We start from the raw sequence: 26,528 nt of genomic DNA on the forward strand, positions 1-26,528 counted from the left end.
GGTGACGCGTAACGCCGGAATCGTCAGTCGTGGCTCCGCGGGCGTGATCGACCTCCTGGTTGTGTCGGTGGCACTGGCCGCGATCTACGTCGTGTGGGTCCTCGTGAGGCTCGGATTCTCCCCACGCGCGTTCAGCTTTCCCGCACCGTCGGTGGTGTTCTCCACCATCGGGTTCTTCCTGACCGCGACGGTGTATCTGGCGGGCTGCTGGGCGGTGTCGGGACGCACCGTCGGCGCCGTGATCATGGGTATTCGGGTGGTCGACCGCGGGGAGGGCCGGCTGAAATCCGTTGTCGCGGTGCTGCGGGCGCTGGCGTGTGTGGTCTTTCCCATCGGGCTGGCCTGGGCGGCGATCGACCGGCAGCGCCGCTCCGCGCAGGACATTCTGCTGGGTACCCGCGTCGTCTACGACCGCGCGCTCGAGAGCTAGAAAGCGAAGCCGTGACCACCCAGACGACCACCCGAACCACGCAGAGCGCGAACGTGATCATCGCGCTGTTGGTGTGTTCGGCCTTCGTGATGATCCTCAACGAGACGATCATGAGCGTCGCGCTGCCGGTCCTGATCACCGACCTGGACGTCACCGCACGCACCGCGCAGTGGCTCACCAGTGGCTTCCTGCTGACCATGGCGGTGGTGATCCCGATGACGGGCTCACTGCTGCAACGGTTCTCGGTTCGCGGCAGCTACCTGGCGTCGATGGCGTTGTTCTGCACCGGCACGCTGGTGGCCGCGCTCGCCCCGGGATTCCCGGTGCTGTTGGCGGGCCGCATCATCCAGGCGGGCGGCACCGCCATCATGATGCCGTTGTTGATGACGACGGTGATGTCGTTGATCCCGCCCGATCGGCGCGGGCAGACAATGGGCACCATCACGATCGTCATCGCCGTCGCCCCGGCCATCGGACCCACACTTTCCGGGCTGATCCTGGGATCGCTGGACTGGCGGTGGATGTTCGGCATCGTGTTGCCCATCGCACTGGCCGCGTTGGCGGCCGGTGCGCGGTGGCTGCGGGTCGAGGACGAGCAGGAGCAGCCGAACCCGATCGACCCCATCTCGGTACCCCTGTCGGCGATTGCGTTCGCCGGCTTGGTATTCGGCCTGACGTTGCTCGGAGAACCGAAAAGACAGGGCCTGCCCGCGTGGGTGCCGATGGTGGTCGGCGCAGTGGCAATGATGATCTTCGCGGCGCGGCAGATCCATTTGCAGCGACACGACAGGGCGTTTCTGGACCTGCGGCCGTTCACCTACCGGCGCTACTCGATTTCGCTCGCGCTGGTGGTGCTCGGCTTCATGGGGTTGTTCGGCGCCATCATCATGGGCCCGCTGTACGTGCAGGATGTGTTGGGCCGCAGCGCACTGACCGCGGGGCTCACCAGCTTGCCGGGTGGGCTGCTGATGGGATTGGCCGGCCCTCTGGTGGGACGAATCTACGATCGGCGCGGCGCCCGCGTCCTCGTCGTTCCGGGATCGGTGTTGCTGTGCGCATCCCTGTGGGGTTTCACCCGGCTGACCGCAACCTCACCCATCGCCGACCTCGTTGTGCTGCAGACGATCATGATGGTGGGCCTGTCGATGATGTTCACCCCGTTGATGACCGATGCCCTGGGCGTACTGCCGGACCGGCTCTACTCGCACGGCAGTGCCATCCTGACCACGCTGCAACAGGTCGGGGGAGCCGCGGGCACCGCACTGTTCGTGACGGTGATGGCCAAGGCGTCGCACTCGGGCGGAGCGGCGGATCTACCGGGCGTGCACGCGGCCTACATGGTCGCCGCGATGATCAGCGTGGTCACCGTGATCGGCGCGCTGTTCACCGGCTCGCGCCCGACCCCTGCCGGCGGTCACCCGACGCACTAGAGGCACCAGAAGCTCGCCGGAAGCCGCCCGGGGCGGGGCGTCGCGGGCCTACGATTCCCAGCACAATGCCACCCAACCCGATGCGGCACCCGTTTCTGGTGCCGCCCACCGAGAAGCCCCGTGCCGAGGGACGCTTCCACCTTCCGCGGGGCCGTCACCTGGGCTTTGCCGAGTTCGGCGATCCCACCGGCGACGTGGTGCTGTGGTTCCACGGCACGCCGGGCGGCCGACGGCAGTTCCCGCTGACCGGCCGTCGCACCGCCGAAAAGCTGGGCCTGCGGGTGGTTGTCGTGGAGCGCCCCGGTGTCGGGGTCTCCGATGCGCACCGCTACCACGCCGTGGGCGACTGGGTCGCCGACGTGGCGCATGCCGTCGACGCGGTCGGCGCACACCGGCTCGCTGTCGTCGGACTCTCCGGCGGCGGCCCGTACGCGCTTGCCTGCGGGGCGCTGCCGCCGCTCGCGGACCGCGTCGCGACCATCGCCGTTCTCGGTGGGGTCACCCCGTCGGTCGGACCCGACGCCACCGCCTCCGGCGTCGTCGACCTCGCCCGGCGATTCGGCCCGGTCCTGGCGACGCTGCGTCAGCCGTTGGCGGGCGTGCTCTCGGGTGCTGTGACACCGCTGCTGCCGTTCGCCCATTTCGCGTGTCGGGCCTACGCCGGCATCTCGCCGGCGAGCGACCGGCGGGTCCTGCACGATCCGGAGATGGAGGGCATGTTCGTCGACGACCTCGTGCTGGCCGCGAAGGGTGGCTTGCGGGGCATCGTCGACGACGCGCGACTGTTCGGGCGCGACTGGGGTTTTCGGCTAGGGGATGTCGCCGCCCCGGTGCGGTGGTGGCACGGCGATGCCGACCACATCGTGTCCCTGTCCAATGCGCACGCGGCGGTCGCGCACCTGCGCGACGCCGAACTCGTCCTGCGGCCCGAGGAGAGCCATCTCGGCGGATTCGCCGCCACCCATGAGGTTCTCGAGTACGTGCGCGAAACCCTCTGAGCTAGAGCGTGAATGCCCGCGCCAGCGTCCTGAGTGTGTCGCGGTCACCCTCGGCGGTGATCGACTTGCTGGCCATGGCGTCGGCCAACAACGTTCGGCCGCTGTTGAGCGACAGCAGGGTCATCGTGTCGGTGCTGACGACCGCGCGGGATTTCTCCGGGTTGCCGGGCTGAATCTTGATTTGGCCGTTGGTGATTCGGACCTCCAATGGCTGCCCGTCGAGCAAGAGCGTGTAGACCCCTTCGACGTCGGCGGCGGCCTTCCGGTTGAACCGCGTCGACAGTCCCAGGGCGAGCGTTTCGGCATCGAGGCGCTGGCCCGGTTTCGGATCACCGAGGCGCCGCATGCCCCAGCGGGCCAGGTGCAGTAGCGCCGGGCGCAACGCGTCGCCGTCGGGGGTGAGCTGATAGACGGTGGACGCGGCCGGGGGAGGGAGGGTGGTTTTCTCGATGATGCCGGCGTCCTCGAGTTCGCGCAGCCGCTGGCTCAGCAGGCCGGTGCCGATGCCGGAGAGGCGGTCCTGCAGATCGGTGAACCGCTTGGGGCCCATCAGCAAATCTCGAATGATCAGGACCGTCCAGCGCTCACCCAGCAGGTCGAGCGCAGCCGCCAATCCACAGTACTGGTCGTAGGACCTCTTCACCATGTGACCTAGCATACACAATCTGTAGTCTTTACTTCAAAAATAGGAAGTACTAGCTTCAGGTTTATGAGTACACACGTTTTCGGCCCGTATCCCGGAGTGATTGGCCGTCCCGCGACTGGGGAGCAGAACCAGTGGTGGCGACGGGTATGGGGGTGGTTCATGCAGGCCCCCGCGGAGGGCGCCCGCCCGGCCCGCACCAGGCGGTTCTACCCGGACCAGCGCAACGCCGTCGTCGAGCGGTCGACGATGGCGCGGGAGATGTACCGGCTCTGAGACCGCGGCTCGTTGAACGCTGCGGGCCGTCAGATCACGTGCGGCGCGATCAGCGTCATCGCCCCCAGGACGACGAAGCCGATGAAGAACGCGACGATCGTGAAGCCCATCACCTGGCGCACATTGAGTTTCGCGATCGCCAGCAGCGGCAGCAGCCAGAACGGCTGGATCATGTTCGCCACGCCCTCGCCGACGGCCACCGCCATCGAGATCAGCCCGAGGTAGGCCGGTGAATGCTGACCGACGGCCAGCGCCGAGTCGACCGCGATCGGCCCCTGCACCGCCCAGTGCCCACCGCCCGACGGCACGAACAGGCTGATGACCAGCGAGCCGACGAAGGTCAGGAACGGCAGCGTGTACTCCGTCGCGCCGCTCACCACCGCCTGTGCCAGCAAGGTCTGCAGCGGCTTGCCCCCTTCGACCGCCACATAACCCAGCAGTCCGACCAATCCGCCGTAGAGCGGGTACTGCAGCAGCAGGGGGCCGGACACCTTCGCCGCGCCGGTGAACGCCCGGATGAACCGGATCGGCGTGCGGTGCAGCAGGGCCGCCGTGATGGTGAACAGCATGATCATCGACGAGATGTTCAGCGCGAACCCGCTGATCCAGAAATAGGCCATGCCGGCGGCGAACACCAGTACGTTGAGGATCCACAGGTTCTCCAGCCATTCGGCAAATGACTTGCTGCCCTGCACCTCTGGAGCAACGACGTCCTCGTCCTCGAACACCGCCGGATCGGGCGCCAGGGCGTCGGCCGGCTCCATCCGCCAGATCGCCAGCGCCAGCACCACCAGCACCACGATCGCCGAGAGCCAGCTGTAGGGCTGGAAGATGGTCTGGGACAACGGAACCGTCATCCCGGTGATCTTGTGGATCACGTTGATGGGGCTGCTCTCGTCGGTGTTGGCCAGCGCGATCGACGACGACAGGCCCTGCGTCCAGACGATGAAACCCATGAACGCCGCCGCGATCAGGTAGCCGAAGTGCGCATCGTTGAACCGCCTGGCCACTTGGCGTGCCACCAGGGCACCGGCCACCAGGCCGAGTCCCCAGTTCAGCAGGGAGAGAACGGCACTCACGGCGAAGCAGAGCAACGCACCCTGCACCTGGTTCTTCGGCCTGCCGGCAACGGCGACAATGGCCCGCTTCAGGACGGGCGCCTCGGCCAGCGTGTAACCGGTGACCAGGATCAGCACCATCTGGAACGCGAACGTGAAGATGTTCTGCTGGCCCCACACGCCGCCGTACCAGGCCTTCAGCATCCCGGCCGGCGCGGCGCCCTGGACGAACATCGCGACCAGCGCGGCCACGATCAGCGTCAGGATCACCGCGAACAAGTACGGATCGGGCATCAGGCGTTCGACGTAGCGGACCGACAGCCCGGTCAGGGATTGCATGACCCCGCGGCGCTCGCGGGGCTTCTCGCTGGTCGTCATGGGCCTACCTCACCATGCCGGGTGGCAGTTCGGCCGTGATTGCCCGGTGAGCCAGGTCGGCGGCCGCCGCCCAACCCTGGGCCGCATCGATGGTCAGCGCGGCGGTGAAGTGCGGGCTCAGGTGCGCGGTGATCGTCGTCCGCAGCGACTCCGGTGGATCGCCCGCGCCGTCCAGCGCGTGCCACAGGGTCTCGGTGATGTCGGCCATCGCCCCCCGGAACTCCTGGCGCCGACGGGCCTCGGCCGCCTCGAGGTCGGCGGGTAGATCGGTGCGCGAAGCCAATTCGAAGAAGCCCGGCCCGATGGTCGAGTTCATCCGGTGCGCCGATTCGCACGTCGCGCGCAGCCAGGCGAGCACGTCACCGTCGAAGGACGGGTAGCCGGGCAGCTGGCTGCGATAACCCGTGATGCCAGCCTCGAAGGCGGCGGCCAGCAGCTTCTCCCGGGTCTCGAAATGCCGGAACAGGGTGCGCCGGCTGACCCCGCCGGCCTCGGCCAGCTGGTCCATGGTGGCGTCGAGGCCGTGCTGCAGCACCAGTGTGCGGGTGGCCGCGAGGATGTGGTCGATGACGGCCTGGCGCTTGGCCTGCGCGAGGGGATTGGGGGCGGCCACCCGGTGAGCCTAGCTCTTGACACTCATGAGTGCCAAGTATGACACTAGAAAGTGCCGAACCGAATGGAGTGCGCATGGACCTGCTGGCCACCGAGCCCATCGTCGACGATGACGACCTCATCGCGGCGGCACTGTCGCGGCTGTCGGTATCGGCGCTGACGGCCTCGGTCGTGCAGATCACCGGCGACCCGGCGTACGTCCGCGGCCCGATCCGCCCGCGGCAGTTCGTCCAGAACGAGTTCCAGGGCTCACTCGACGCCGACGAACAGGACCAATTGCGCCGCGACGCGCTCAAGGCGATCTGCGCGTGGCGCGACGCCGGCTGCCCGCCGCCGGCGGCACTGCCGCCCGACGTGATCCGCGAGGTGATGGACTGGGTCGCCTGCGAACCCGTGCCGGCCGACACGGTAGCGCTGTACGCCGAGGAGATGGACCTGGCGGGGGAGAACCCGCGCGCCATCAAGCTACCCGCCGGAGCCGCTCTGCCGGAGGGCTTTTCGGTGCTGATCGTCGGGTTAGGCGCCTCGGGGCTGCTGGCCGGCATCCGGCTACGGGAAGCCGGTATCCCGTTCGAGATCGTGGAGAAGAACGCCGGGGTCGGCGGTGCCTGGTTCGAGAACACCTACCCGGGTTGCCGCGTGGACGTCGCCAGCCATTTCTACTCGTACTCCTTCGAGCGCAACAACGACTTCAGCCAGTACTACACCCGCCAGCCCGAACTGCAGGCGTACTTCCGAAAGACCATGGCAGAACGCGGAATCGGTGAATACGTCACGTGGAACACCGAGGTCACCCGGGCCGTCTGGGACGAGGACACAGCCCGCTGGATCGTCACACTCGACGGTCCCGAGGGGGTGCAGACCCGCGAGGCGGCGGCGGTGATCTCGGGCGTCGGCGTGCTCAGCCGCCCCCTGATCCCCGACATCGAGGGCCTGGACCGGTTCACCGGGCCGGTGTTCCATGCCGCGCAGTGGGATCACTCGGTGGATCTGTGCGGCAAGCGGGTCGCCCTCGTCGGGGCCGGGGCCAGTGGCTTCCAGATCGGGCCGGCTATCGTCGACGACGTCGCCGCCCTGACCGTCTTCCAGCGCACCCCACAGTGGATGGCGCCCAATCCGCGCTACCACGACGACGTGACCAACGGCGAGAAGTGGGCGATGCGGCATCTACCCGGGTACGCCCGCTGGTACCGGTTCATGCTGATGTGGCAGTCTAGCGATAAGCTGCTGGAACTGGTTCGGGCCGAACCGGATTGGCCGGACTTTCCGCACACCGCCAACGCCGCCAGCGCGGCGCGGCGCGAAATCTTCGTCAAGTGGATCCAGGACCAGGTCGGCGACGACCCCGAACTGGCCGCCAAGGTGACCCCGACGTATCCACCGATGGCCAAGCGGATGCTGCAGGACAACGGCAGCTGGTTGCGCTGCCTCAAACGCGATCACGTCGAACTGGTCAACGACCACATCGTCGCGGCCGATGAACACGGGATCATCACGGCGGCAGGGCGATACGACGTCGACGTCATCGTGCTGGCCACCGGATTCCGGGCCTCGGAGGTGCTCTGCCCCATGGAGGTCGTCGGCCGGGGCGGCGTGTTGATATCCGAACTGTGGGATGGAAAGCCCAAGGCCTACAACGGTGTATCGGTTCCCGGGTTCCCCAACTTCTTCATGATGCAGGGCCCCGGAACGGGCCTGGCGCACGCCGGCAGCGTGATCTTCACCCTGGAGTGCCAGATGCGCTACATCGGAGAAGCGCTGGTGGCGCTGGCGAATACCGGCTGCCGGGAGATCGAGCCGACCACCCCCGCCTACGAGCGGTACAACGACGAACTGCAGCACGAGGTCTCGACGCTGATGTGGGGGCATCCGTCGATCGCGCACTCCTGGTACAAGGCCGCCGACGGCGGGGTGTATGTGTTGTGCCCGTTCGGCAACACCGAGTACTGGCGGCGCACCCGCGAGGTTGTCGCCGAGGATCACCTGCTGCGCTGATCCGCCGGGGTAGGGTCGCCACCGTGACCGACGCACGCAAGCGCCGCAAGGCCAAGCAGGCCCGCCGCGACGCGCGGCGCAGCAAGCAACGCGACGAGTCGCCGGAGGAGACGCCGCTGGTCGGCGAGGTGCGCGACGCCATCGACAGCGGAGACCCCATGGAGTTGCTCGGGCTGGCCGCGATGGTGATCGAGGTTGCCTACCGCGACGACCGCGACGATGACGAGCGGCCGGCCCTCGACGGTCTCGTCGAGAGCTTCATCGGAGTGCCGATCCCGGAGACCACGGCGCTTCTCGCGGTGCTGGCCGAAATTCTGATCTACGAGGACACGCTGCGCGGCCAGTGCCGCCGGGAGGTGGCCGCCCGCGGCGACGACCTGCCGGCCTGGCTGACCGGGCTGTCGGACCTGACCATCGAGCGGGTGGTCCGGATGACACATGTGCTCGGCGACGGCGACGAATTGCTCATCGGGTCACGGCTGTCGGACGGGCAGCCGCTGACGTGCGCGGTGTTCGTCGACCACAATTACTACTCATTCATCACCGATGCGTTCTTCGTGCCCACCACGGTCGACGAACTCGTCGATCTCGCCTCGCGGAGCAACGACGACCCCGACACCACGTTCGTCGAGATGAGCCTCGCCGATGCGCGGACGTGGATCGAGCATGGCATCGATTTCGACGATCACTTCCACATCGAGGACACCGACACCTGGCCGGCCTGCCGCCCGCTGGTGCTCTGGCTGGCCAGTCTGATGCCCGAGGGTGGTGCGGAGTACGAACCCGCGCAATCGAGTTGGCCCGAGACGCAGGCGCTGCTCGACAAATTCTTCGCCTCACTCATGGGCCAGCCGTTCGCCGATCCCGATCACCGCACGCTGCTGAGCGCATGCATCGACGAGAACAACGGCGATGCGATGCGCTGGAGCGAGGCACGTCTGCACATGAACCTCGACTGGCCGTTCGGCTTCACCGAGTATCACGGCTCGACGCAGGCGGCCCTCGCCGTGCCCGACCTGCTGCGCGCCTACATTCCGTTTGCCCACGCGCAGAGCGGGATTCGCGATCAGCTGACCGCCGAGGCGCTGGCCGCCATCGACGCGGCCGAGCCCGGGTACCGGGAGTCGGTCCTGGCGGACCAGGACGACTGACTCAGTCCTCCCAGAACGTGTGATAGATCGCGTTGTCGGTGCCGCGGCCGAACACGTCGATGCGGTCGTCGTCCCAGGACACCGCGGCGGGTCCCTCGGTCAGGAAACCACCCAGGGTCTCCCAGTTCGACCACTTGGACCCGGTCCACAGGCGGTGCCACAGGCTGTTGTCCTCGGCCACGCAGTACACATCGAGGTGGTCGGGCTCGCGGCTGCTCACCGCCGGTGCGAATCGGCTGATGGCGCCGTGGCCGGTCCAGCCCTGCCAGGACGCTCCGTCCCACCACTTCTGGTAGAGCATCCCGTCGGTGCCGCGGGCGAAGACGTCGATCCGGTGCTCGTCCCACGACACCGCCGCCGGCGAGTCGGTGAGTTCGCCGCCGAGGTTCTCCCACTGGGTCCACTTGCTGCCGGTCCAGATCCGGTGCCGCAGTGAACCGTCCGACCACGTAGCGAATACGTCGAGGTGGTGGGGCCGCCGCGAGCAGACCGCCGGAGCGAATTTCAACGTCCCGCCCAGGCCCTCCCAGTCGTGCCAGGAGCTGCCGTTCCACCATTTGTGGTAGAGCCCGTTGTCGGTACCCACCACGAACACGTCGATGCGGTCGTCGTCCCACGACACGGCCGCCGGGGCCGAGATCAGGGTGCCGCCGAGCCCCTGCCAGCCGTGCCAGGAGTCACCGTCGAACCACTTGTGGTACAACGCATTATCGGTCCCGCGGACGAACAGGTCGAGCCGGTCGTCGGTCCAGCTGGCCACCGCCGGCGCCGACGTCGCCGTACCGCCCAGTGACCGCCACGCCGACCATTCGGCGCCGTCGGCGGGCGGCACCGGGCTCGGATAGATCAGCGAGCGCTGGAACGGGATGGCCCGGTCGTCGGCGGCCTGCCAGTGCGCCTGGCCCGGGAGTTTCGGGTGCGACTTCGCCATCACCGTGTTGTGGAAGGTGAACGGCCGCAGCAGCCCGGTGCTCTGGTCGATGGTGTGCACATGCAGGTGTGGGGCGAACGAGTTACCCGAGTTGCCCACCCGGCCAAGGAAATCCCCCTGGTGGACGGTATCGCCCACCCGGAAGCCGGCCAGCGAATTGCTCTGCATGTGGGAGTAGAAGACCAGCGCGTCGCCGTGCTGGATCAGGAAGTGGTTGCCGCTGGAGTCGGCGTTCGGGTTCGTCTTACCCACCGTGTTGGTGACGATCCCGTCGACCCTCTCCTGGACCACCCCGTCCGCCGCGGCGCAGACGGACTTGCCCCAGATGCGGTAGGACTCGTTCTGTCCCTCGGGGGCACCGGGTTTGAGCTCGCTCCACGATTCGGCCTCCCTGTCGTAGCCGATGCAGCCCAGGTCGTAGGCGAACAACTGCGGCCCACAGCAGTGCGTGCCACCCTCACCGAGCCAGTACTCTCCGCGCGCCAGTTCGTGCGGCCGGCCGAACCAGCGGAAGCTCTGTTTCGCCCGGGCGAACCGGCGGCTGAACGTGGCCGGCTCCGAGAAGCCGTCGGCGGTGACCGAGAACGTGATGCGGTCGGGCGGAGTCGAATTCAGCACCAACGTGTCGGCCTGGGTGAAGTCCTTGGGAGCGCCCGTCTGGCCCGCCGGGACGGTCAACCCGGACTGCGCGGGCATCGACGCGGTGGCCGGCGTCCACAGCTCGATGGTCTTGCCCGGCACCCCCACCGCGATGGGGAAGCTGACTTTCAGCGTGCGCAGCGTGACGGGCGTGGTGCCGTCGTTGGTGATTCGCACGTCCAGGCACAGCGCGTACCGCTCGCTCTGCCCGTTGTCCGTGGGCGTTAGCGGCTGGTAACGCACCGCGCCGGAAACGAACGGCGCTACGTTGACGGTCAGTGCTGGTGCGGCCATCTGGCGGTCCCCTCCGCGAAGAATGTCGGTCGAATGCGAGGCTAGGAGCCCCGGCGACCGGCCGCACGGGTATCCGGCTACCCGACGCATCGGCCCATCTTCCCGATCGACCGGATGGCGACGTGGCCGGGCGTAGTGTCGGCACCCAGACCAGAGGGGAACCGATGACCAAGTACGTGTTCGACTTCACCGAGGGCAACAAGGATCAGAAGGATCTGCTGGGTGGCAAGGGCGCCAACCTGGCCGAGATGACCAAGCTCGGCCTGCCGGTGCCGCCCGGGTTCACCATCTCGACCACGGCCTGCCGCGAATACCTGGCCCACGGCAGCGAACCCGGCGAGCTGCGCGTGCAGGTCACCATGGCACTGCGCCACCTCGAGGACACCGTCGGACGCCGGCTGGGGGACCGGCACGACCCGCTTCTGGTCAGCGTCCGCTCCGGGGCCAAGTTCTCGATGCCGGGGATGATGGAGACCGTCCTCAACATCGGGCTCAACGACGCCAGCGTCAAAGGGCTGGCCGAGGAATCCGGCGACGAGCGGTTCGCCTGGGACTCCTATCGCCGGCTGATCCAGATGTTCGGCAAGACCGTCCTCGAGATGCCGGGCGAGGTGTTCTCCGACGCCCTGGACAAGGCGAAGTCCACCAAGGGCGTGTCCAGTGACGTCGACCTGGACGTCGACGACCTCAAGGCCCTGGTCGTCACCTTCAAGGACGCGGTGCGCGAGCACTCCGGCGACGAGTTCCCGCAGCATCCCCGCGAACAGCTCGACATGTCGATCAACGCGGTGTTCAACTCCTGGAACACCGAGCGGGCCCGGCTCTACCGGCGCCGCGAGCGCATCCCGCAGGATCTGGGCACCGCGGTGAACGTCTGCACCATGGTGTTCGGGAACCTCGGCGAAACCAGCGGCACCGGCGTCGCATTCACCCGCGACCCCGCGACCGGCCGGACCGGTGCCTACGGCGACTATCTCTCGAACGCCCAGGGCGAGGACGTCGTCGCCGGCATCCGCAACACCCTGTCGCTCGACGATCTGGGCGAGCTGGATCCCAAGTCGCACGACCAGCTGATGAAAGTCATGCGCCGACTCGAGACGCACTACCGCGATCTGTGCGACATCGAGTTCACCATCGAGCGCGGCAAGCTGTGGATGCTGCAGACCCGGGTCGGCAAGCGGACCGCCGCGGCGGCGTTCCGGATCGCGGCCCAGCTGGTCGACGAGGGCATGATCACCATGGACGAGGCGCTGGCCCGGGTCTCCGGCTCGCAGCTGGCGCTGCTGATGTTCCCGCAGTTCGACCGGTCCGCGCCCCGCGAGATCCTCACCAAGGGCATGGCCGCCTCGCCGGGAGCGGCGGTAGGACGCGCGGTGTTCGACTCGGCCACCGCCAAGGCGTGGGCCGACCGCGGCGAACAGGTTGTGCTGGTGCGCAGGGAGACCAACCCCGATGACCTCGAGGGCATGATCGCCGCCGCCGGAATCCTGACCGCGCGCGGCGGCAAGACGTCCCACGCCGCCGTGGTGGCCCGCGGAATGGGCACCACCTGCGTCTGCGGGGCCGAAGCGCTGGACGTGGACGCGGTTGGCCGCACCGTCCGGGTGGGCACCGTGGTGATCTCCGAGGGCGACGAGATCAGCATCGACGGGTCCACCGGCGAGATCTTCCTGGGTGCGATGCCCGTCGTGCCCTCCCCGGTGCAGGCCTACATCGAGTCCGGTCCGTCGGCCGCGCTCGACGGCGCCGACGAGGAGACGGCGGCCCTGGTCGACGCCGTCAACCGGCTGTTGACGCATGCCGATGCCCGCCGCCATCTGCTGATCCGCGCGAACGCGGACACTGCCGAGGATGCGGCGCGGGCGCGGGTGTTCGGCGCACAGGGAATCGGCCTGTGCCGTACCGAGCACATGTTCCTCGGTGATCGCCGGGTGCTGATCGAGCGGGTGATCCTGGCCGGCACGCCCGAGGTGCGCGACGACGCGCTCGACGCGCTATTGGAATTGCAGCGCAAGGACTTCAGCGAACTGCTCGAGGTGATGGACGGGCTGCCGGTGAACATCCGGCTGCTGGATCCGCCGCTGCACGAGTTCCTGCCGGACCGCACCGAGCTGGCCGTGCGGGTGGCGGTGGCCGAGGCCCGGGGCGATTCGGGCCCGGAGCTCGACGCCAACCGCAAAGTGCTTGCCGCAGTGGAGAACCTGCACGAGTCGAATCCGATGCTGGGGCTGCGCGGAGTGCGCCTCGGCCTGGTGACGCCCGGCCTGTTCGCGCTGCAGGTCCGCGCCATCGGTGAGGCCGCCAGCGATCAGATCCTCGCGGGCAAGGATCCGCGGGTCGAGATCATGGTTCCCCTGGTGGGTTCGGTGATGGAACTGCATCTGGTCCGCGACGAGGCCGAGCGGATCCTGGCCGAGGTCGCCGCCGAGAAGGGCGTGACGCTGCAGATTCCGATCGGCACCATGATCGAGCTGCCGCGCGCGGCACTCACCGCGCACCGTATCGCCGAGGCCGCGGACTTCTTCTCGTTCGGCACCAACGACCTGACTCAGACGACGTGGGGCTTCTCCCGCGACGACGTCGAATCGTCGTTGTTCGCCGCTTATCTGGAGAAGGGCGTGTTCACCATCTCGCCGTTCGAGACCATCGACGCCGACGGGGTGGGCCGGCTGGTGCAGATCGGCGCCGAGGAGGGCCGCCGGGCCAAGCCCGGCCTGAAGCTGGGTGTCTGCGGTGAGCACGGCGGTGATCCCGAATCCATCCACTTCTTCCACAACACCGGGCTGGACTATGTGTCCTGTTCACCGTTCCGGCTGCCGGTCGCCCGGCTGGAAGCCGGTCGCGCCGCGGTCAGCTGAGGCTTCGACCGGCGTGACGGTGCAGCCATATGTGTTTGCGCGGTCGGATTCTGCATATGGGTGCACGCTCGCGGCCCCGAGTTGACACGAAAGAGCCGGCACCCACCAGGGGTACCGGCTCCGGACGGCTGGATCGCCGCGTCAGCGAGCTACTTCCTCGCTGCGCCGGGCGATCGCCAACAGTTCGTTGCGAACCGTCGAATCGCTGGGCATGGCGTTGATCCGCGCGTAGAGGCGCCGCCGATTGCGGGCGCGCTTCAGGTCTTCGCGAAACTGCGCGATGGACATTCTTCTCAACTCCTCCGGTCCCGGATTTCGGGACCCTTCTCTCAATTTGACGGCCCGGCGCGTCGGGGATCACCCAGCGCCGGGCCACCTTCGATGGTGCATTGTTACCGGCACGTAAATCAAAGCCGTGACGTGTGAGTTTGCCGACACCGGCCACGGTGGTAACGAGGTCCCACGGCCTGCCGATAAGCAGGCATGTCGGGTCGCGGGAGAGTTTCGTCAGTGGTCATGGCACTGATCGCCGCCGTCGTCCTGACCCCCGCCGCGCCGAGTGCCCACGCCGAACCGCCTGCCGCGGCCAAGGACTTCTCCAAGCCCGCCATCGTCATCCTGGGCTACGGCCTCAACGACAACGGCACCATGCGCACGATCCTGCGCCGACGGGTGCTGACCGGCCTGGCCGTCGCGCAGTTCTTCCCGCAATCGCCCGTCATCGTCACCGGCGGCAACCCTCGCAACGGTCGGACCGAAGCCGGGCAGATGCGCAATATGCTTGTGCTGCTTGGCTTTCCGGACAACCGGATCCTCGTCGAGGACAGGGCGAACAGCACCGTGCAGAATGCGCGGTTCGCGGTGCCGCTGGCCCAGCAGGCCGGGACGTCGGGCATCATCCTGGTGACCTCAACCACCCACCAGGACCGCGCCGACGGCAATTTCGCCGACGCCGGCGCCAACGTCCTGGCGACCGTCAGCTACCCCGACGGCAGCCCGGAGGTCAACTTCGCGCAGTTCGCCCGCGACGCGATCAGCCCGTTCGTCGCCGTCAGCTGAGCCCGCCCGGGTCGTCGGGCACATCGACCGCGTAGCCGGTCAGAACCTCCAACGGCACCACGTCCAGGGTCCGCTCGTGTGTGCAAGCCAGCACGACGGGCGCCGCGTGACCGTCGCCATGTGCGCGCAGCCAGTTGACCGCCGTCACACACCACCGGTCGCCGGGTTGCAGGCCGGGAAACCGGTACATCGGCATCGGCGTCGACAGGTCGTTGCCGATCGAGCGCTGATGTTCGAGGAACTCCGCGGTCACGACGGCGCAGATGGTGTGCCGGCCGGCGTCCTCCGGCCCGGTCGAGCAGCATCCGTCGCGGTAGAAGCCGGTGAGCGGCTCGGTTCCGCACGGTTGCAGCGGTCCGCCCAGCACGTTGCGTTCGGTCACGATTTCAGTATCGCCTCCGGGGCGTTGCTGGGATACCGCCAATCGACGCTATTCTCGACTGGGCGGCGACGTGGCCGCCGCCGAGGAGGTTGCTGATCATGGTTCCCACACCGCTTCCGCAGGGCCGCGTGGTGAATGTCCGCGGCGCCGACGGAACCCGGCTGCACACCGAGGTGTTCGGACCGGCCGACGGATATCCCATCGTCCTGGCACACGGCATCACCTGCGCCCTCCAGGTGTGGCGCGAACAGATCGCCGACCTGTCCCGCGAGTACCGGGTGATCGCCTTCGACCACCGGGGTCACGGCCGCAGCAGCGTCCCGCCGCGCGGCCGGTACACCCTCGACCTACTGGCCGCCGACGTCGACGCCGTGCTGGATGCCACGGTGGCCCCGGGGGAACGTGCGGTGATCGCCGGGCACTCAATGGGCGGCATCGCCATCGGGGCGTGGTCGGACCGCTTCCGTGACAAGGTCGATCAGCGCGTCGACGGGGTCGCGATGATCAACACGACCACCGGAGACATCATCCGCCAGGTCAAGTTCCTGACCATGCCGGGCCCGCTGAGCATCGGACGCAACGCCGTCGGCAGCCGCATCGTGCGCCGGTTCGGCGGAATCCCGACGGTGTCGGCGGCCGCGGGCCCCAGCAAGCGCTTCGTCGCCGCGCTGGCGGTCGGCCGGGACGCCGATCCGGAGGTGGCGGACTTCGTCTACGACCTGTTCCACCACACGCCCCGCGTCGGCCGGGGCGGGGCGGCCAAGATGCTGATGGACGCGCTGGATCGCCGACATCTGAGCCTGGACGGCCTGACGGCGCCGACCGTGGTGATCGGTAGCTCGCACGACCGGCTCTTGCCGATCGCCGCGTCCCGCCGGATCGCCGCAATGGTGCCGAATCTGCTGGATCTGGTCGAGGTGCCCGGTGGGCACTGCGCCATCCTGGAACGCCCGGCCGAGGTCAACGCCCAGCTGCGGCGGCTCGCCCAGGCGGCCGTGGATCGCGCCAGCCTCAGCTCGTAACGAGTTGTTCCGCCGCCTCACCGGCGGCCCGCAGGCCCGAGCGCACCGCGCCGTCGAGGAACCCGGTCCACTCGTCGGCGGTCTCGGTACCGGCCCAGAAGATTCGGCCGACCGGTCGCCGCACCCAGGCGCCGAGGGCGGTCCAGGATCCCGGTGGCACAGCGGCGGTCGGACCGCCCGGTGCGAATGGCTCTGTGCCCCAACGGAAATCCAGATAGTCGACGGGGTTCAGGGCGGCGTCGCCGAACAGGGCGGCGAACCCGGCCAGGGCTCGCTGGCGGCGCTCGGCGTCGGGCAGGCCGTCGAACTCGCGGGCGTCGACGAACCCCAGCAGCACACCGCGGCCGTCGTCCGGGCTGACGTCGAACGTGATGAACACCGGCCCGGTGTCCGACAGCGCCTCACCGGAGCAGCCGGACGCGCGCCAGAACGGCGTGTCGTACACGGCGTAGGCCTTGCTGAGCGAGCCCTGCGGCCACTGCTTGATCAGCTGCTGGTGCTCGGCCGGCAGACCGGGCCCGAACGTGATGCCGGCCCGGTGCTGGGGCGGGATGGCGACAATCACCGCATGCGCCGCAACGGTGCCCGCCGTGCTGGTGACCCGCACTCCGGTGTCGTCGTGGTCGATGGCGCTGACCGTCGCTCCCAGAACAACTTTCAGCTGCTCGGCCATCTTCACGGCGATCTGCTGGGTGCCCGCGGCGAACCGGTCCTGTTGCGCGCCGCCGGTGACGTCCAGCATCCGGTCCAGCCCGCCGGCCGCCTTGACGTAACGCAGCGCGTGCAGCATCGACACCTGGCTGGGCTCGGCCCCCCAGGTGACCCGCGCCATGATCGCCATCAGATCCAGGGTGGACGACGACGCGCGCTTGGAGCGCAGCCAGTCCTCCAGCGTCATCGCATCCAATTCCGTTGCGCGCGTTGAGGTCCACGGCTCGGCGACCGAGATGCCGCGGGCCACCCGGGCGAACTGCCAGCGGATCCGGCCGATGTTGAGCAGGCTGGGCAGCGACAGCGACGGGATGGTGCCGGAGTAGGAGCGCACCTTGCCGCGCCAGTTGATCAGGTTCCGGCCGTGGTGGAACGTCGGCGTTGTGGGACAACCGAGTTCGGCGGCCAGCGCCAGCACCGCGTCCTGGGTGGGGCCGACGAAGGTGCCGCCGAGGTCCAGCGGCAGACCCGCCGCCGTGCCGGTATAGGACCGTCCACCCACCCGATCGCGTCCCTCGAGCACGACGACGTCGTACCCGCGCCCGGTCAGCTCGCGCGCGGCCGCCAGCCCGGCGAAGCCGGCGCCCACGACGACGACGTCGGCGGCGGTCATCCGCCCTGGACCATACGTCTCGCTCCTCACCTCTTCGTACCTCAGTGGTTCGTCGACTCGACGACCTTCAGCACCACTTTGCCCTTGGCGCTGCGGTTCTCCAGGGACGCGATGGCCTCGGCGGCCCGCTCCAGCGGGAACACGTGCGGCTGCGGGGGCGGCACCGTTCCGGCCTCCAGCAATGCCGACAACTCATCCCACTGCTCGGCCAGATAACCCGGATGTTTCATGGTCCAGGCGCCCCAGCCCACCCCGACGACGTCAACGTTGTTGAGCAGCAGCCGATTCGTCTTGATGGTCGGAATGTCCCCACCGGTGAAACCGACCACCAGCAGCCGGCCGGCCGGGGCCAGGCTGCGCAGCGAATCGGTCACCCGGTCGCCGCCCACCGGGTCCAGCACGATGTCCACGCCGCGGCCGCCGGTCAGTTCCATCACCGCGTCCTTGAAGCCGTCGGCCAGCACCACGTCGTCGGCGCCGGCGGCCTTGGCGATGTCCACCTTGTCCTCGGTGGAGACCACCGCGATGGTGCGGGCGGCGCCCAGCGGGCCGGCCATTCGCAGTGTGGAGGTGCCGATGCCGCCGGCGGCGCCGTGCACCAGCACCGTCTCGCCCGGCATCAGCCGGCCGCGGGTGCGCAGGGCGAACAGCACCGTCAGGTCGTTGAACAGCACTCCGGCACCCGCTTCGAACGACACGTTGTTCGGCAACGGGAAGACGCGGTCGGGGGGCAGGACCACTACCTCGGCCATGCCGCCGGTGATCATCGTCAGGCCCAGCACCCGGTCGCCGGGGCGCACATGGGCTCCGTCGGGAGCGCTGCGGACCACCCCGGCGACCTCGCCGCCCGGGGAGAACGGCAGGTCCGGCTTGTACTGGTAGAGGCCGCGGGACAGCAGGGCGTCGGGGAACGCGACGCCCGCCGCGTGCACGTCGATGGTGATGCCGTCGCCGCTGGGTTCGGCGACGTCGTCGACGGTGACGGCCTCCGGGCCGTCGAGCCTGGTGATCTGAACCGCACGCATTCCCGGCACTCTAGCGATTTCGGTGCGTCAGCCGTCGCTCACCGACGGAAATTGCACCGAAATCGACCGGGGTGCCGTGAGAGACTGCCGGGGAGGGCTGTGAATTCACTTCCGGCCCGCTGTGTGTCAACAGGAGGGTCTGACATGCCGATCTCGCTCCGTTCGGCGCTGACCACGGGCGTCGTCCTTGCCAGCGCCAGTGCCATCACCTTCACCTCGACGGTTACCCCGATACCCCACAGCTCGGCGGCTCACTCGCTTTCGGCGTCCGTGACGCACACGCCCGTCGACCTGCTGGCCGCCTCACAGCGGCTGTTGCCGCCGCCGTCGGTGTTGTCGGCCCTGTCGCCGGAGCAGCTGCTGGAAGTCGTCGACACACCGACGATTGCGCCCTCGCCGCCGCTGATCGCCATCGCGGACGCCGTGGACGCCATCTACAGCGCGGTCGAACCCTGGGTCCGCTATGTGTTCGACTGGGTCGCCGTTGCCGCGTGGTTCATCCCGTGGGTCGGGTGGATCGTCGACGATCAGATCACGGTGCTGTACAACTTCGGCGAAAACCTGGTCAACAGCGCCGTTTTCAACACCACGGACTGGCTGCGCGGGCAGGGCAGTGCGCTGAAGAACATCGCTGACTGGGTCGTGGACTTCGGCCTGGCGCTGTGGACGCTGGGCCTCGACGAGATCAATAACTGGATCCCACTTCCGCCGGGGTTGTACCCGCCGGATCCGCCGGTCGCCGATGTCCAGGAGGGAATTTTCGGAGACCTGGTGGTCGGCGCGTCCGACATCCTGGCCGACGTGTCCAACGGGATCTGGGACATCTGGGAGCCGATCAAGGGCGGCGTCGACGGCCTGGTCGGCTTCTCCAGCAATATCCTCGACGCCATCTCGTGGGTGCCCTTCGTCCCGCTGATCAACTTCCAGCTGAATCAGAGCTGGGAGCTGATCGCCAAGGGGGTCGACGCCGTCGTCGGGTTCGCCCACGACATGATCAACGCGGGAAATCAGTTCGTTTCCGACGCCATCGACGGCGGCGGGCTGATCGCCGCAACGGTCAACGCGTTCAACAACACCCTCGCATCGATCGGGACCCGCGGCGGCGAGGCCATCCAGGCGTGGATCGACTGGGGCAGCGCGCAGATCGACTATCTGGTGGGCCTGTTCACGCCGGGGTCCACGGTCGCTGCCAACGTCGACGCAGTGACCGTGACGGCGCGCAGCGGTGACGCCCACGCGCTGGTCGCGGATGACGACGCCGTGGTTGCGCCAATTCAGAGCGACGTCGCCGACGCGAAGGCCGCGGACGGGGCTTCGGTCACGTCGTCGGTGGTCCCGACGCCGGACGCGGCCGATGTCACGACGGATGACGTGACGACGGTGCCGTGACGACGGACGACGCGACGACGGACGACGTGGCCGATGACGTGACGACCGACGCGTCAGAGGATTCGACCGAGGACGCCACGACGGTGGACGAAACCGACGTCACCGACGCGACGGACGCGACGGACGCGACGGACGCGACGGACGCCACCGATGCGACGGATGCCACCGACACGACGGACGCCACCGCCGCGGCCGACGCTGGCGATGCAGCGAACACGAGCGCGCCTGCGGACAACGCCGGCGATGCCCCCGACCACAACACGGACAACCACTCGGACACCGAGTCCGGCGACTCCTAGAAATATTGAGCGAGAACGCGATTCAGTCGGCGACGGTGAGCCAGTCCTTGAATCCCGATGGGTCGTGCCGGCCCAGCGCGCCGTGCTCGAACAGCCCCCAGCCCTCGTGCTCACCAGAACCGTCGTGGCACACCGCCCGGCCGACATGGTCGATCACCCCGAATCCGGCCCGGCCGATGATCGCCGGATCGGTCATGTCGTAGGTGAGCCGCTCGGTGAACTTCTCGCCCTTCCACATGCCGTGGATCCAGTCGCTGTCCCCGCCGTAGCCGCCGCCGACGTGGATCGGGCACGGCAGCTTGGACTCCACGTCGAAGCGCACCGCCGAGCCGTCGCCGGCGGTGGCCTCGATGGTGGCGCCGGTCGGGATCCGGGTGCCCGAGGTGTAGTGGATCTTCACCCGCGGCCAGCCGAGCTGCTCGACGCGGCCGTCCTTCCAGATCCGGGTGCAATCGTTGAGCGAACGGAACCCGTTGGGCTCCTCCTGGATGATGATGACGATCGAGAACTTCTTGAAGGCGATCGGCACGTAGAGCCACCACATGCCCTCGAACGGCGGGTCGGCCGGGCGCCCGGCGGGCTCGGCCTCGCCGATCGGGCGGATGCCCCAGGACCGGTCCCGGCTGCCGATCCAGACCTTCGGGTCGACTGTGATCAACTCGCCGTCCATCTCCAGATGTCCACTCCAGGAACCCAATTGGGCAAAGCGCTGCGCGTCGAGCGTGATCCGATTGCCGGTGCGCAGGATGTGGCGCTGTTCCTGTACGACGTCGAACAGGCCGTTCCAGGTGAGGTCCGCGGCGATGCCTTCGGTCTTGTCGAGCCGGATGCGCAGCGAGTGCAGCGGCTCACTGACGTTTATGCGGTAGTTGCCGACGTTCTGGTTGAGCCGGTCCTGGTCGATCGCATCGGACAGGTGCACCGCGGTCTGCTCGTCGCCGCGGCGGACGAGCAGGAACGCATCCTTCACACCGAGATTGGGGTAGTAGCCGATGCCGGAGATGACGAAGATGTCGCCGCTGCGGTCGTGGGCGTTGAAGTACGAGCGATCGTAGAAGTTCCGGTCGCTCGAGCCCGGCCAGGCGATGGGCTGCGGGATCTGGTGGACCGGGAATTCGTCCATGGGGCCGAGCATTACAGGTTTCCTTCCAGAAGCTTCTCCAACAGGGACTTGTGGTAGAACAGCGTCTCGATATCGTCGGGCTGCTCCATCTCGCCGAAGTGCACGCGCCGGAAGCCCGTGCGCATGAACACGCAGCACCACACGACACCGGAATAGATGTAGAACCAGCGCAGGTCGCCGACTTCGACCCCGGTGTGCTTCGTGTAGGTGGCGCGCACGTCGTCCTCGCGCAGCACGTCCGGCAGGCCGGGCATCCCGGCCAGTCCGCACAACTCCTGGAAGACATTGTGCGCGAAGATGATCCAAGCGACGTCGAACTCGCGCGGGCCGACGGTGGCCATCTCCCAGTCCAGGACGGCGACGGGCCGGAAGTCCTGGTACAGGACGTTGCCGATCCGCGAATCACCCCATACCAGAACGGATTCGGTGGCGGCCACGTCGGTGGGGAAGTTCTCCTCGAGCCAGGTCAGGGCCCGTTCCACCAATTCCGAACGCCCGATACCGGGCACGCAGAACTCGTACCAGTCCTTCAGCCAGCCGAGGTGCCGGCGCAATGCCGTGTCACCAGGCGGGTCGGCGTCGGCCAGGAAGTCGAATGTCTTGTCCGCGTTGGGGATCGAATGCAGTTTCGCGATGACCTCGACGGTGGCGTCCTGTAGTTCGCGCTGCTGTTCGGGCGTGGCGTCGGCGAACCAGTTGTTGCCGAAGGTGTACGGCATGACGTCCGGGGGCACCACCCCGTCGATGCAGTCCATCAGGAAGAACGGCGCACCGAGCACGTCGCCGGTGTTCTCGAGCCAGCGCACCGGCGGCACCGGCACGTCGGTGAGTTCGCCGGCCAGGCGCATCACCTCGAACTGGTGGTCCAGCCGGTAGGACGCGAAGACGGGGACGTCCTGCTCGGTGGGCGCCACTCGGGCCACCCACTTCTGCACTACCTCTCCGCCGGAACCACCCGACTCCGGCCAGCGGCCGGTCAGGATGATCGTCTCCGAGCTCATTCCGTTGGAGTCGATCCCGCTCTCCACGGTGATCTCGGGCTTCGTCCCGCCGGGCAGCACGGTGGACAGCCACTCGGAGAGCAGCGCGGGCACCGTGCTGGTGTCGCGACTGGAGCGCTGGAGGTGGTCGACTTCGGAAACGACGGGGTCGACCGCGGGTTCGTTCGGCACTGAACTGGTTCCTTCGCGAGGCAATTACGATACGGTGGGTAGCGTTATGAAAGCAGAGCCGGCATCGATTGACAAGGGCCCGGCGGCGGGGAGGCCGCGCGATCCCCGGATCGATGCTGCCATCCTGACCGCCACCGCGGAGCTGCTCGTCGACATCGGCTACGCCAGCCTGACCATGGCCGCCATCGCCGAACGGGCCGGCACCACCAAGACCGCCCTCTACCGGCGCTGGTCCAGCAAGGCCGAGCTGGCGCACGAGGCCGCGTTCCCGGTGGCACCGACGGCATTGACCGTGCCGGCCGGCGACATCGCCGCCGACGTCCGCGCCATGATCGGCGCCGCCCGGGACGTGTTCACCTCGCCGGTGGTGCGGGCCGCCCTGCCCGGCCTGATCGCCGACATGGCCGCCGACGCCGCCCTGAACACGCGCGTGATGAACCGATTCGCCGACCTGTTCGGCGCGGTGCGGACCCGCCTGATCGACGCCGTCGATCGCGGCGAGGTGCACGACGACGTCGACCCGGACCGCCTGGTCGAACTGATCGGCGGCGCCACGCTGCTGCGCCTGCTGCTGGCGCCGGACGTGGACCTCGACGACGACTGGGTGGACCAGACGTCGGCCATCGTCGTGCATGGCGTAAGAAGAGCGGTATGACGGGACGTCTGGCAGGCAGAACCGCGATCGTCACGGGCGCCAGCCGCGGGCTCGGCCGCGCGATCGCCGTGGCCCTGGCCGCCGAGGGCGCCAAGGTTGCCGTGGCCGCCCGCACCGAGCAGGTGTGGAACGACAAACTGCCCGGCACCATCGGCGAGACGGTCGCCGAGATCGAAGCCGCCGGCGGCCACGGCGCGGCCATCCGCGCCGACCTGACCGACCGCGACGACGTGGCCCGCCTGGTGAATGAGGCCCGGGCGGCCCTGGGGCCGATCACGCTGCTGGTGAACAACGCGGCCTTCACCGCGCCGGGGCGCCCGCCGGTGCCCGGAGCGCCCGCGCCGGAGCGCACGGCCGCCAAGGCCCAGGTGCCGCAGGCGGACTGGCCGCCGTTCGTCGGCACCCCGGTGCACGCGTTCCGGCGGCACTTCGAGATCGCGGTGTTCGCGGCCTACGAACTGATGCAACTCGTCGTGCCCGACATGCTCGACGCCGGCGGCGGTGCGATCGTCAATATCAGCTCGATCGCGTCCCGGATCCCGGGCGCCGGACCGTTCAGTGACTTCGCCGGCGGCATCCTGCCCGGCTACGGCGGATCCAAGGCCGCGCTGGAACACCTGACCGAATCGGCGGCCTACGACTTGCAGCGCCGCAACATCTCCGTCAACGCGCTGTCCCCGTCGCAGGCCATGATGACGCCCGGATTGTCCTACTACCGAACCGATTTCGACGACGTCGGCTCCGAAGCCGACTTCGCCGAAGCCGTGGTGCGCCTGGCCCTGGTTGATCCGAACGCGGTCACCGGCCGCACCATCGGGCACCATCAGGTGCTCGACGGCACCTACACCCAGTTCCGGGGAGGACGCGCATGAGGGCGGTCAGTTGTCTACAGGGTGAGCTGTCGGTGGTCGATCTGCCGGATCCGCGGCCGGCCGCCGGGCAGCTGCTGCTGTCCGTATCCCGGTGCGGCATCTGCGGATCCGACCTGCACGCCCGCCTGCACGCCGACGAACTCGACGGGGTGGCCAAGAGCATCGGCTACAACGACTCGATGCGCAGCGACACCCCGGTGGTGCTCGGTCACGAATTCTGCGGCGAGGTCATCGAAACGGGGCCGAAGACCGGAAAGGAATTCCGGCCGGGCACCACGGTGGTGTCCTTCCCGCTGATGCGCGCCGGGGGATCGATCCACCTGACCGGGCTGTCGCCGCACGCACCCGGCGCGTATGCCGAACGGGTGATCGCGGAGGCATCCCTGAGCTTCGCCGTGCCCAACGGGCTGGACGTCGGCACCGCCGCACTGACCGAACCGATGGCGGTGGCCCTGCACGCGGTGCGCCGCAGCGAGATCGGCCGCCGCGACACCGCGATCGTGATCGGTTGCGGGCCGGTCGGTTTGGCCATCATCTGTCACCTGAAGGCCATGGGCGTGGACAAGATCGTGGCCAGTGACTTCTCGCCGGGCCGGCGCGCGCTGGCGGCCCGTTGCGGCGCGCAGGTGGTGGTCGACCCGTCGAACGGCTCGCCGTACGACCACCTCGGCAAGGGCGTCATCACCGGTGCGCAGGACCTCTATGAACTGGCCGTCGGATCGATGGAGAAGATCCGCAAGCTGCCCGGCTGGAACCACCTCTACCGGGTGGCCGACAAGCTCGGCGCCGCCGGACCCAAGCGCCCGGTGATCTTCGAATGCGTCGGCGTGCCGGGCATGATCGAGAATATCGCCGCCAACGCGCCGCTGGCCTCACGCGTCGTGGTGGCCGGGGTCTGCATGGAACCCGACCGGTTCCGGCCGGCGTTGGCCGGCATCAAGGAGATCGACCTGCGGTTCGTGTTCGGTTACACCCCACTGGAATTCCGGGACACCCTGCACCTGCTGGCCGACGGCAAGATCGACGCCGCACCGATGGTGACCGGGACGGTGGGCCTCGACGGCGTGGCCGCCGCCTTCACCGCGCTGGGGGATCCGGAGCGCCACGCCAAGATCCTCATCGATCCGCGCAGTGCGGCCGTCGACATCTGAGTACCATCCAGGAATGACCGTCCCCGGATCTGTTCAGCGTCCCCTGCGATCTCCACTCGGACTTCTTCGCAGTGGACGCAGAACAGATTGGATGATGGCGGTCGTTGCCGTCCCGATCTCGTTGATGGCGGCCCCGCTCGCCCACGCCGACCGCGCCGAACCCGTTCCCGTGTACGGCAATTACGACACCTTCCTGGATCACTCCCGCCAGACCTTCAACGGGCGTCCGGACACCTCCGACCCGTCCACCCAGGCCGCCCGCTTCACCACGGTGTGCGACGTCACGGGTTGCACCGCGCACTGGCTGAGACTGACCGAGCTGCAGGAGAATCCGAACGCGCCGGCACTGTTCGACTACACCTGGAACGGCGATCGCTGGGAATCCTCCGGCGACTATCCGTTCCACTGCGACGACGCCAGCCCGGTGACGGCGTTCCGCTCGGATTTCCTGCGGCCCAACGGGGACGGCAGCTTCAGCGGCGAGCGCACGTTCACCGTCAGCGGCGCCGCCTGCCCGGGCGACGGGCCCGGCACCTATTGGTTGCCGTTCACGCTAACCCCGACCCCTTGAAGTGGAGGTTGGCCGCCGACGTCGTGACGCCGGCGCCGATGGGTCCGCGCGCGTCGTAGAGAGTCGCTGTGCCCGTGGCGATTCCGGCCGCACTGGCGTGACTCAGCGCGGCCAGCCCGATGTACTCGCCCTCGGGCAGCCGGCACAGCGTCATCGTGTAGTCGGCGTTGATGAAGGCCAGGCCGCCGGTGGTGAAGTTCGTCATCGACGCGCTGACATCGACGGCCATCGCGGCGCGGACGAACGGCGAGATGGTCTCGCCGTCCACCAGGTCGCGGATCTCGCGCACCCAGGCGTACCGCGGCCCGTCGTACTGCCAGACGAAGCCGTACCCCTCCTCCTCGGCGGGGCGGCCATAGGGAGTGATGAACATCGGCACCGACTCGTCGAACTGCTCGGGCTCCTCGGGAATCGGTGGCATCGAGACCGACGTGGTCCACGGGCCGCCGTCGGTGAAGGGCTGTTCGCTGCGCCGTAGATACAGCGTGGACGCGCGCGCGACGAGCTCGTCGTCCTGGGTCATGACCGCGTCGAGGGCCTGCATCCGCCGGCCCACCCGCACCACGTCGGCGTGCACGCGCACCGGCGCGGTGGCGACGCGGCGCAGGATGTCGACGGTCAGGCGGGCCGGCACCAGCTCGTCATCGGAGACCTTCTCCTCGACGGCGCGGGCCAGCAGGCCCCCGACCACCTGGCCGCCCAGCGTGGGGCCCCAGCCGCCCTGGGCGATCTCATTGGGGACGAAGGTGTCCTTGTCGGGCACGAAGAACGGCGTCGGCACGGCACCTCCC

25 protein-coding genes are annotated in these 26,528 nt (G+C 68.4%); 14 read left to right on the forward strand and 11 right to left on the reverse strand.

What is annotated here, in order from left to right:
• The first annotated feature begins 1 nt into the window (after position 1).
• The 3 genes from U0R18_RS19030 (at position 2) to U0R18_RS19040 (ending at position 2,858) form a co-directional block, all read left to right on the forward strand.
• Positions 2-430: an RDD family protein gene (locus tag U0R18_RS19030; protein ID WP_526371328.1), complete on the forward strand. Its 429-nt coding sequence runs from the start codon at positions 2-4 to the stop codon at positions 428-430.
• 11 nt (positions 431-441) lie between these two features.
• The gene (locus tag U0R18_RS19035; protein ID WP_526371330.1) at positions 442-1,860 is read left to right on the forward strand and encodes an MDR family MFS transporter; all 1,419 of its coding nucleotides are present in this window, start codon (positions 442-444) and stop codon (positions 1,858-1,860) included.
• Between the two features lie 65 nt (positions 1,861-1,925).
• Positions 1,926-2,858, forward strand: coding sequence for an alpha/beta fold hydrolase (locus U0R18_RS19040; RefSeq protein WP_526371332.1), 933 nt, complete (start codon positions 1,926-1,928; stop codon positions 2,856-2,858).
• A 1-nt stretch (position 2,859) separates the two neighbouring features.
• Here the strand turns inward: U0R18_RS19040 and U0R18_RS19045 are convergent, their stop codons facing one another.
• From U0R18_RS19045 to U0R18_RS19055, 3 genes are all read right to left on the reverse strand, one after another.
• Positions 2,860-3,504, reverse strand: a complete 645-nt coding sequence (locus U0R18_RS19045; RefSeq protein WP_526371334.1) for a winged helix-turn-helix transcriptional regulator — start codon at positions 3,502-3,504, stop codon at positions 2,860-2,862.
• A gap of 302 nt (positions 3,505-3,806) precedes the next feature.
• Positions 3,807-5,213 (reverse strand): TIGR00366 family protein, encoded by a 1,407-nt coding sequence (locus tag U0R18_RS19050; protein WP_526371336.1) that lies wholly within the window; start codon positions 5,211-5,213, stop codon positions 3,807-3,809.
• A gap of 4 nt (positions 5,214-5,217) precedes the next feature.
• On the reverse strand, positions 5,218-5,826 hold the full coding sequence (locus tag U0R18_RS19055) for a TetR/AcrR family transcriptional regulator (protein ID WP_526371338.1): 609 nt from the start codon (positions 5,824-5,826) through the stop codon (positions 5,218-5,220).
• 74 nt (positions 5,827-5,900) lie between these two features.
• On the opposite strand from U0R18_RS19055, the gene U0R18_RS19060 reads away from it, so the two are divergent.
• Both U0R18_RS19060 and U0R18_RS19065 read left to right on the forward strand, forming a co-directional pair.
• Positions 5,901-7,820: a flavin-containing monooxygenase gene (locus U0R18_RS19060; RefSeq protein ID WP_526371340.1), complete on the forward strand. Its 1,920-nt coding sequence runs from the start codon at positions 5,901-5,903 to the stop codon at positions 7,818-7,820.
• 23 nt (positions 7,821-7,843) lie between these two features.
• On the forward strand, positions 7,844-8,971 hold the full coding sequence (locus U0R18_RS19065; RefSeq protein WP_526371342.1) for a hypothetical protein: 1,128 nt from the start codon (positions 7,844-7,846) through the stop codon (positions 8,969-8,971).
• 1 nt (position 8,972) lies between these two features.
• Here the strand turns inward: U0R18_RS19065 and U0R18_RS19070 are convergent, their stop codons facing one another.
• Positions 8,973-10,835, reverse strand: a complete 1,863-nt coding sequence (locus tag U0R18_RS19070; protein WP_526371344.1) for a M23 family metallopeptidase domain-containing PLL-type lectin — start codon at positions 10,833-10,835, stop codon at positions 8,973-8,975.
• 164 nt (positions 10,836-10,999) lie between these two features.
• On the opposite strand from U0R18_RS19070, the gene ppdK reads away from it, so the two are divergent.
• On the forward strand, positions 11,000-13,693 hold the full coding sequence (gene ppdK, locus U0R18_RS19075; RefSeq protein ID WP_526371346.1) for a pyruvate, phosphate dikinase: 2,694 nt from the start codon (positions 11,000-11,002) through the stop codon (positions 13,691-13,693).
• Positions 13,694-13,834: 141 nt separating this feature from the next.
• Here the strand turns inward: ppdK and U0R18_RS19080 are convergent, their stop codons facing one another.
• On the reverse strand, positions 13,835-13,981 hold the full coding sequence (locus U0R18_RS19080) for a hypothetical protein (RefSeq protein WP_526371348.1): 147 nt from the start codon (positions 13,979-13,981) through the stop codon (positions 13,835-13,837).
• A gap of 228 nt (positions 13,982-14,209) precedes the next feature.
• Between U0R18_RS19080 and U0R18_RS19085 the strand changes: the two genes are divergently transcribed.
• Positions 14,210-14,752: a YdcF family protein gene (locus U0R18_RS19085; protein WP_526371350.1), complete on the forward strand. Its 543-nt coding sequence runs from the start codon at positions 14,210-14,212 to the stop codon at positions 14,750-14,752.
• On the opposite strand, the gene U0R18_RS19090 is transcribed toward U0R18_RS19085, so the two are convergent.
• Positions 14,745-15,134 carry a DUF2237 family protein gene (locus tag U0R18_RS19090; RefSeq protein WP_526371352.1) on the reverse strand — a complete coding sequence of 130 codons (390 nt, stop codon included), beginning with the start codon at positions 15,132-15,134 and terminating at the stop codon, positions 14,745-14,747. The two genes, U0R18_RS19085 and U0R18_RS19090, sit on opposite strands and share 8 nt — an antisense overlap.
• A 98-nt stretch (positions 15,135-15,232) precedes the next feature.
• On the opposite strand from U0R18_RS19090, the gene U0R18_RS19095 reads away from it, so the two are divergent.
• Positions 15,233-16,156 carry an alpha/beta fold hydrolase gene (locus U0R18_RS19095; protein ID WP_526371354.1) on the forward strand — a complete coding sequence of 308 codons (924 nt, stop codon included), beginning with the start codon at positions 15,233-15,235 and terminating at the stop codon, positions 16,154-16,156.
• Here the strand turns inward: U0R18_RS19095 and U0R18_RS19100 are convergent.
• Both U0R18_RS19100 and U0R18_RS19105 read right to left on the reverse strand, forming a co-directional pair.
• On the reverse strand, positions 16,146-17,480 hold the full coding sequence (locus tag U0R18_RS19100; RefSeq protein ID WP_526371356.1) for a flavin monoamine oxidase family protein: 1,335 nt from the start codon (positions 17,478-17,480) through the stop codon (positions 16,146-16,148). The genes U0R18_RS19095 and U0R18_RS19100 overlap by 11 nt on opposite strands.
• Before the next feature lie 41 nt (positions 17,481-17,521).
• Entirely contained in the window at positions 17,522-18,505 is a 984-nt protein-coding gene (locus U0R18_RS19105) for an NADPH:quinone oxidoreductase family protein (protein WP_526371358.1), read from the reverse strand.
• A 144-nt stretch (positions 18,506-18,649) separates the two neighbouring features.
• Here U0R18_RS19105 and U0R18_RS19110 point away from each other — a divergent pair, with 144 nt between their 5' ends.
• Together U0R18_RS19110 and U0R18_RS19115 are read left to right on the forward strand one after the other, a co-directional pair.
• Positions 18,650-19,894 carry a hypothetical protein gene (locus U0R18_RS19110; RefSeq protein ID WP_526371360.1) on the forward strand — a complete coding sequence of 415 codons (1,245 nt, stop codon included), beginning with the start codon at positions 18,650-18,652 and terminating at the stop codon, positions 19,892-19,894.
• Positions 19,891-20,193: a hypothetical protein gene (locus tag U0R18_RS19115; RefSeq protein ID WP_526371362.1), complete on the forward strand. Its 303-nt coding sequence runs from the start codon at positions 19,891-19,893 to the stop codon at positions 20,191-20,193. The genes U0R18_RS19110 and U0R18_RS19115 overlap by 4 nt, the downstream gene beginning before the upstream one ends.
• 22 nt (positions 20,194-20,215) lie before the next feature.
• Here the strand turns inward: U0R18_RS19115 and U0R18_RS19120 are convergent, their stop codons facing one another.
• Positions 20,216-21,328 (reverse strand): Rv3169 family protein, encoded by a 1,113-nt coding sequence (locus U0R18_RS19120; RefSeq protein ID WP_526371364.1) that lies wholly within the window; start codon positions 21,326-21,328, stop codon positions 20,216-20,218.
• Positions 21,328-22,488 carry a phosphotransferase family protein gene (locus U0R18_RS19125; RefSeq protein ID WP_526371366.1) on the reverse strand — a complete coding sequence of 387 codons (1,161 nt, stop codon included), beginning with the start codon at positions 22,486-22,488 and terminating at the stop codon, positions 21,328-21,330. Before U0R18_RS19125 ends, U0R18_RS19120 begins: the two co-directional genes overlap by 1 nt.
• Before the next feature lie 46 nt (positions 22,489-22,534).
• Between U0R18_RS19125 and U0R18_RS19130 the strand changes: the two genes are divergently transcribed.
• The 4 genes from U0R18_RS19130 (at position 22,535) to U0R18_RS19145 (ending at position 25,737) form a co-directional block, all read left to right on the forward strand.
• Positions 22,535-23,143: a TetR/AcrR family transcriptional regulator C-terminal ligand-binding domain-containing protein gene (locus U0R18_RS19130; protein ID WP_526371368.1), complete on the forward strand. Its 609-nt coding sequence runs from the start codon at positions 22,535-22,537 to the stop codon at positions 23,141-23,143.
• Positions 23,140-24,015 carry an SDR family NAD(P)-dependent oxidoreductase gene (locus tag U0R18_RS19135; RefSeq protein WP_526371370.1) on the forward strand — a complete coding sequence of 292 codons (876 nt, stop codon included), beginning with the start codon at positions 23,140-23,142 and terminating at the stop codon, positions 24,013-24,015. The genes U0R18_RS19130 and U0R18_RS19135 overlap by 4 nt, the downstream gene beginning before the upstream one ends.
• A complete protein-coding gene (locus U0R18_RS19140; protein WP_526371372.1) occupies positions 24,012-25,166 on the forward strand; it encodes a zinc-binding dehydrogenase in 1,155 nt (384 codons plus the stop codon). The genes U0R18_RS19135 and U0R18_RS19140 overlap by 4 nt, the downstream gene beginning before the upstream one ends.
• 94 nt (positions 25,167-25,260) lie before the next feature.
• Complete coding sequence (locus U0R18_RS19145) at positions 25,261-25,737, forward strand: MBOE_33420 family protein (protein WP_526371374.1); 477 nt, start codon at positions 25,261-25,263, stop codon at positions 25,735-25,737.
• Here U0R18_RS19145 and U0R18_RS19150 read toward each other — a convergent pair.
• Complete coding sequence (locus U0R18_RS19150; RefSeq protein ID WP_526371376.1) at positions 25,715-26,518, reverse strand: acyl-CoA thioesterase domain-containing protein; 804 nt, start codon at positions 26,516-26,518, stop codon at positions 25,715-25,717. The genes U0R18_RS19145 and U0R18_RS19150 overlap by 23 nt on opposite strands.
• Between the last annotated feature and the right edge of the window lie 10 nt (positions 26,519-26,528).

The organism is Mycobacterium sp., assembly GCF_046330795.1.
Classification (GTDB): domain Bacteria; phylum Actinomycetota; class Actinomycetes; order Mycobacteriales; family Mycobacteriaceae; genus Mycobacterium.

Bases quoted from the DNA above. Each gene is read 5' to 3' on its own strand.
- U0R18_RS19100 (WP_526371356.1), bottom strand. From the start codon at position 17,480: ATGACCGCCGCCGACGTCGTCGTCGTGGGCGCCGGCTTCGCCGGGCTG.
- U0R18_RS19130 (WP_526371368.1), top strand. From the start codon at position 22,535: ATGAAAGCAGAGCCGGCATCGATTGACAAGGGCCCGGCGGCGGGGAGG.
- U0R18_RS19045 (WP_526371334.1), bottom strand. From the start codon at position 3,504: ATGGTGAAGAGGTCCTACGACCAGTACTGTGGATTGGCGGCTGCGCTC.
- U0R18_RS19095 (WP_526371354.1), top strand. From the start codon at position 15,233: ATGGTTCCCACACCGCTTCCGCAGGGCCGCGTGGTGAATGTCCGCGGC.
- U0R18_RS19080 (WP_526371348.1), bottom strand. From the start codon at position 13,981: ATGTCCATCGCGCAGTTTCGCGAAGACCTGAAGCGCGCCCGCAATCGG.
- U0R18_RS19135 (WP_526371370.1), top strand. From the start codon at position 23,140: ATGACGGGACGTCTGGCAGGCAGAACCGCGATCGTCACGGGCGCCAGC.
- U0R18_RS19060 (WP_526371340.1), top strand. From the start codon at position 5,901: ATGGACCTGCTGGCCACCGAGCCCATCGTCGACGATGACGACCTCATC.
- U0R18_RS19085 (WP_526371350.1), top strand. From the start codon at position 14,210: ATGGCACTGATCGCCGCCGTCGTCCTGACCCCCGCCGCGCCGAGTGCC.
- U0R18_RS19120 (WP_526371364.1), bottom strand. From the start codon at position 21,328: ATGCTCGGCCCCATGGACGAATTCCCGGTCCACCAGATCCCGCAGCCC.
- U0R18_RS19145 (WP_526371374.1), top strand. From the start codon at position 25,261: ATGGCGGTCGTTGCCGTCCCGATCTCGTTGATGGCGGCCCCGCTCGCC.
- U0R18_RS19105 (WP_526371358.1), bottom strand. From the start codon at position 18,505: ATGCGTGCGGTTCAGATCACCAGGCTCGACGGCCCGGAGGCCGTCACC.
- ppdK (WP_526371346.1), top strand. From the start codon at position 11,000: ATGACCAAGTACGTGTTCGACTTCACCGAGGGCAACAAGGATCAGAAG.
- U0R18_RS19140 (WP_526371372.1), top strand. From the start codon at position 24,012: ATGAGGGCGGTCAGTTGTCTACAGGGTGAGCTGTCGGTGGTCGATCTG.
- U0R18_RS19040 (WP_526371332.1), top strand. From the start codon at position 1,926: ATGCCACCCAACCCGATGCGGCACCCGTTTCTGGTGCCGCCCACCGAG.
- U0R18_RS19110 (WP_526371360.1), top strand. From the start codon at position 18,650: ATGCCGATCTCGCTCCGTTCGGCGCTGACCACGGGCGTCGTCCTTGCC.
- U0R18_RS19070 (WP_526371344.1), bottom strand. From the start codon at position 10,835: ATGGCCGCACCAGCACTGACCGTCAACGTAGCGCCGTTCGTTTCCGGC.
- U0R18_RS19050 (WP_526371336.1), bottom strand. From the start codon at position 5,213: ATGACGACCAGCGAGAAGCCCCGCGAGCGCCGCGGGGTCATGCAATCC.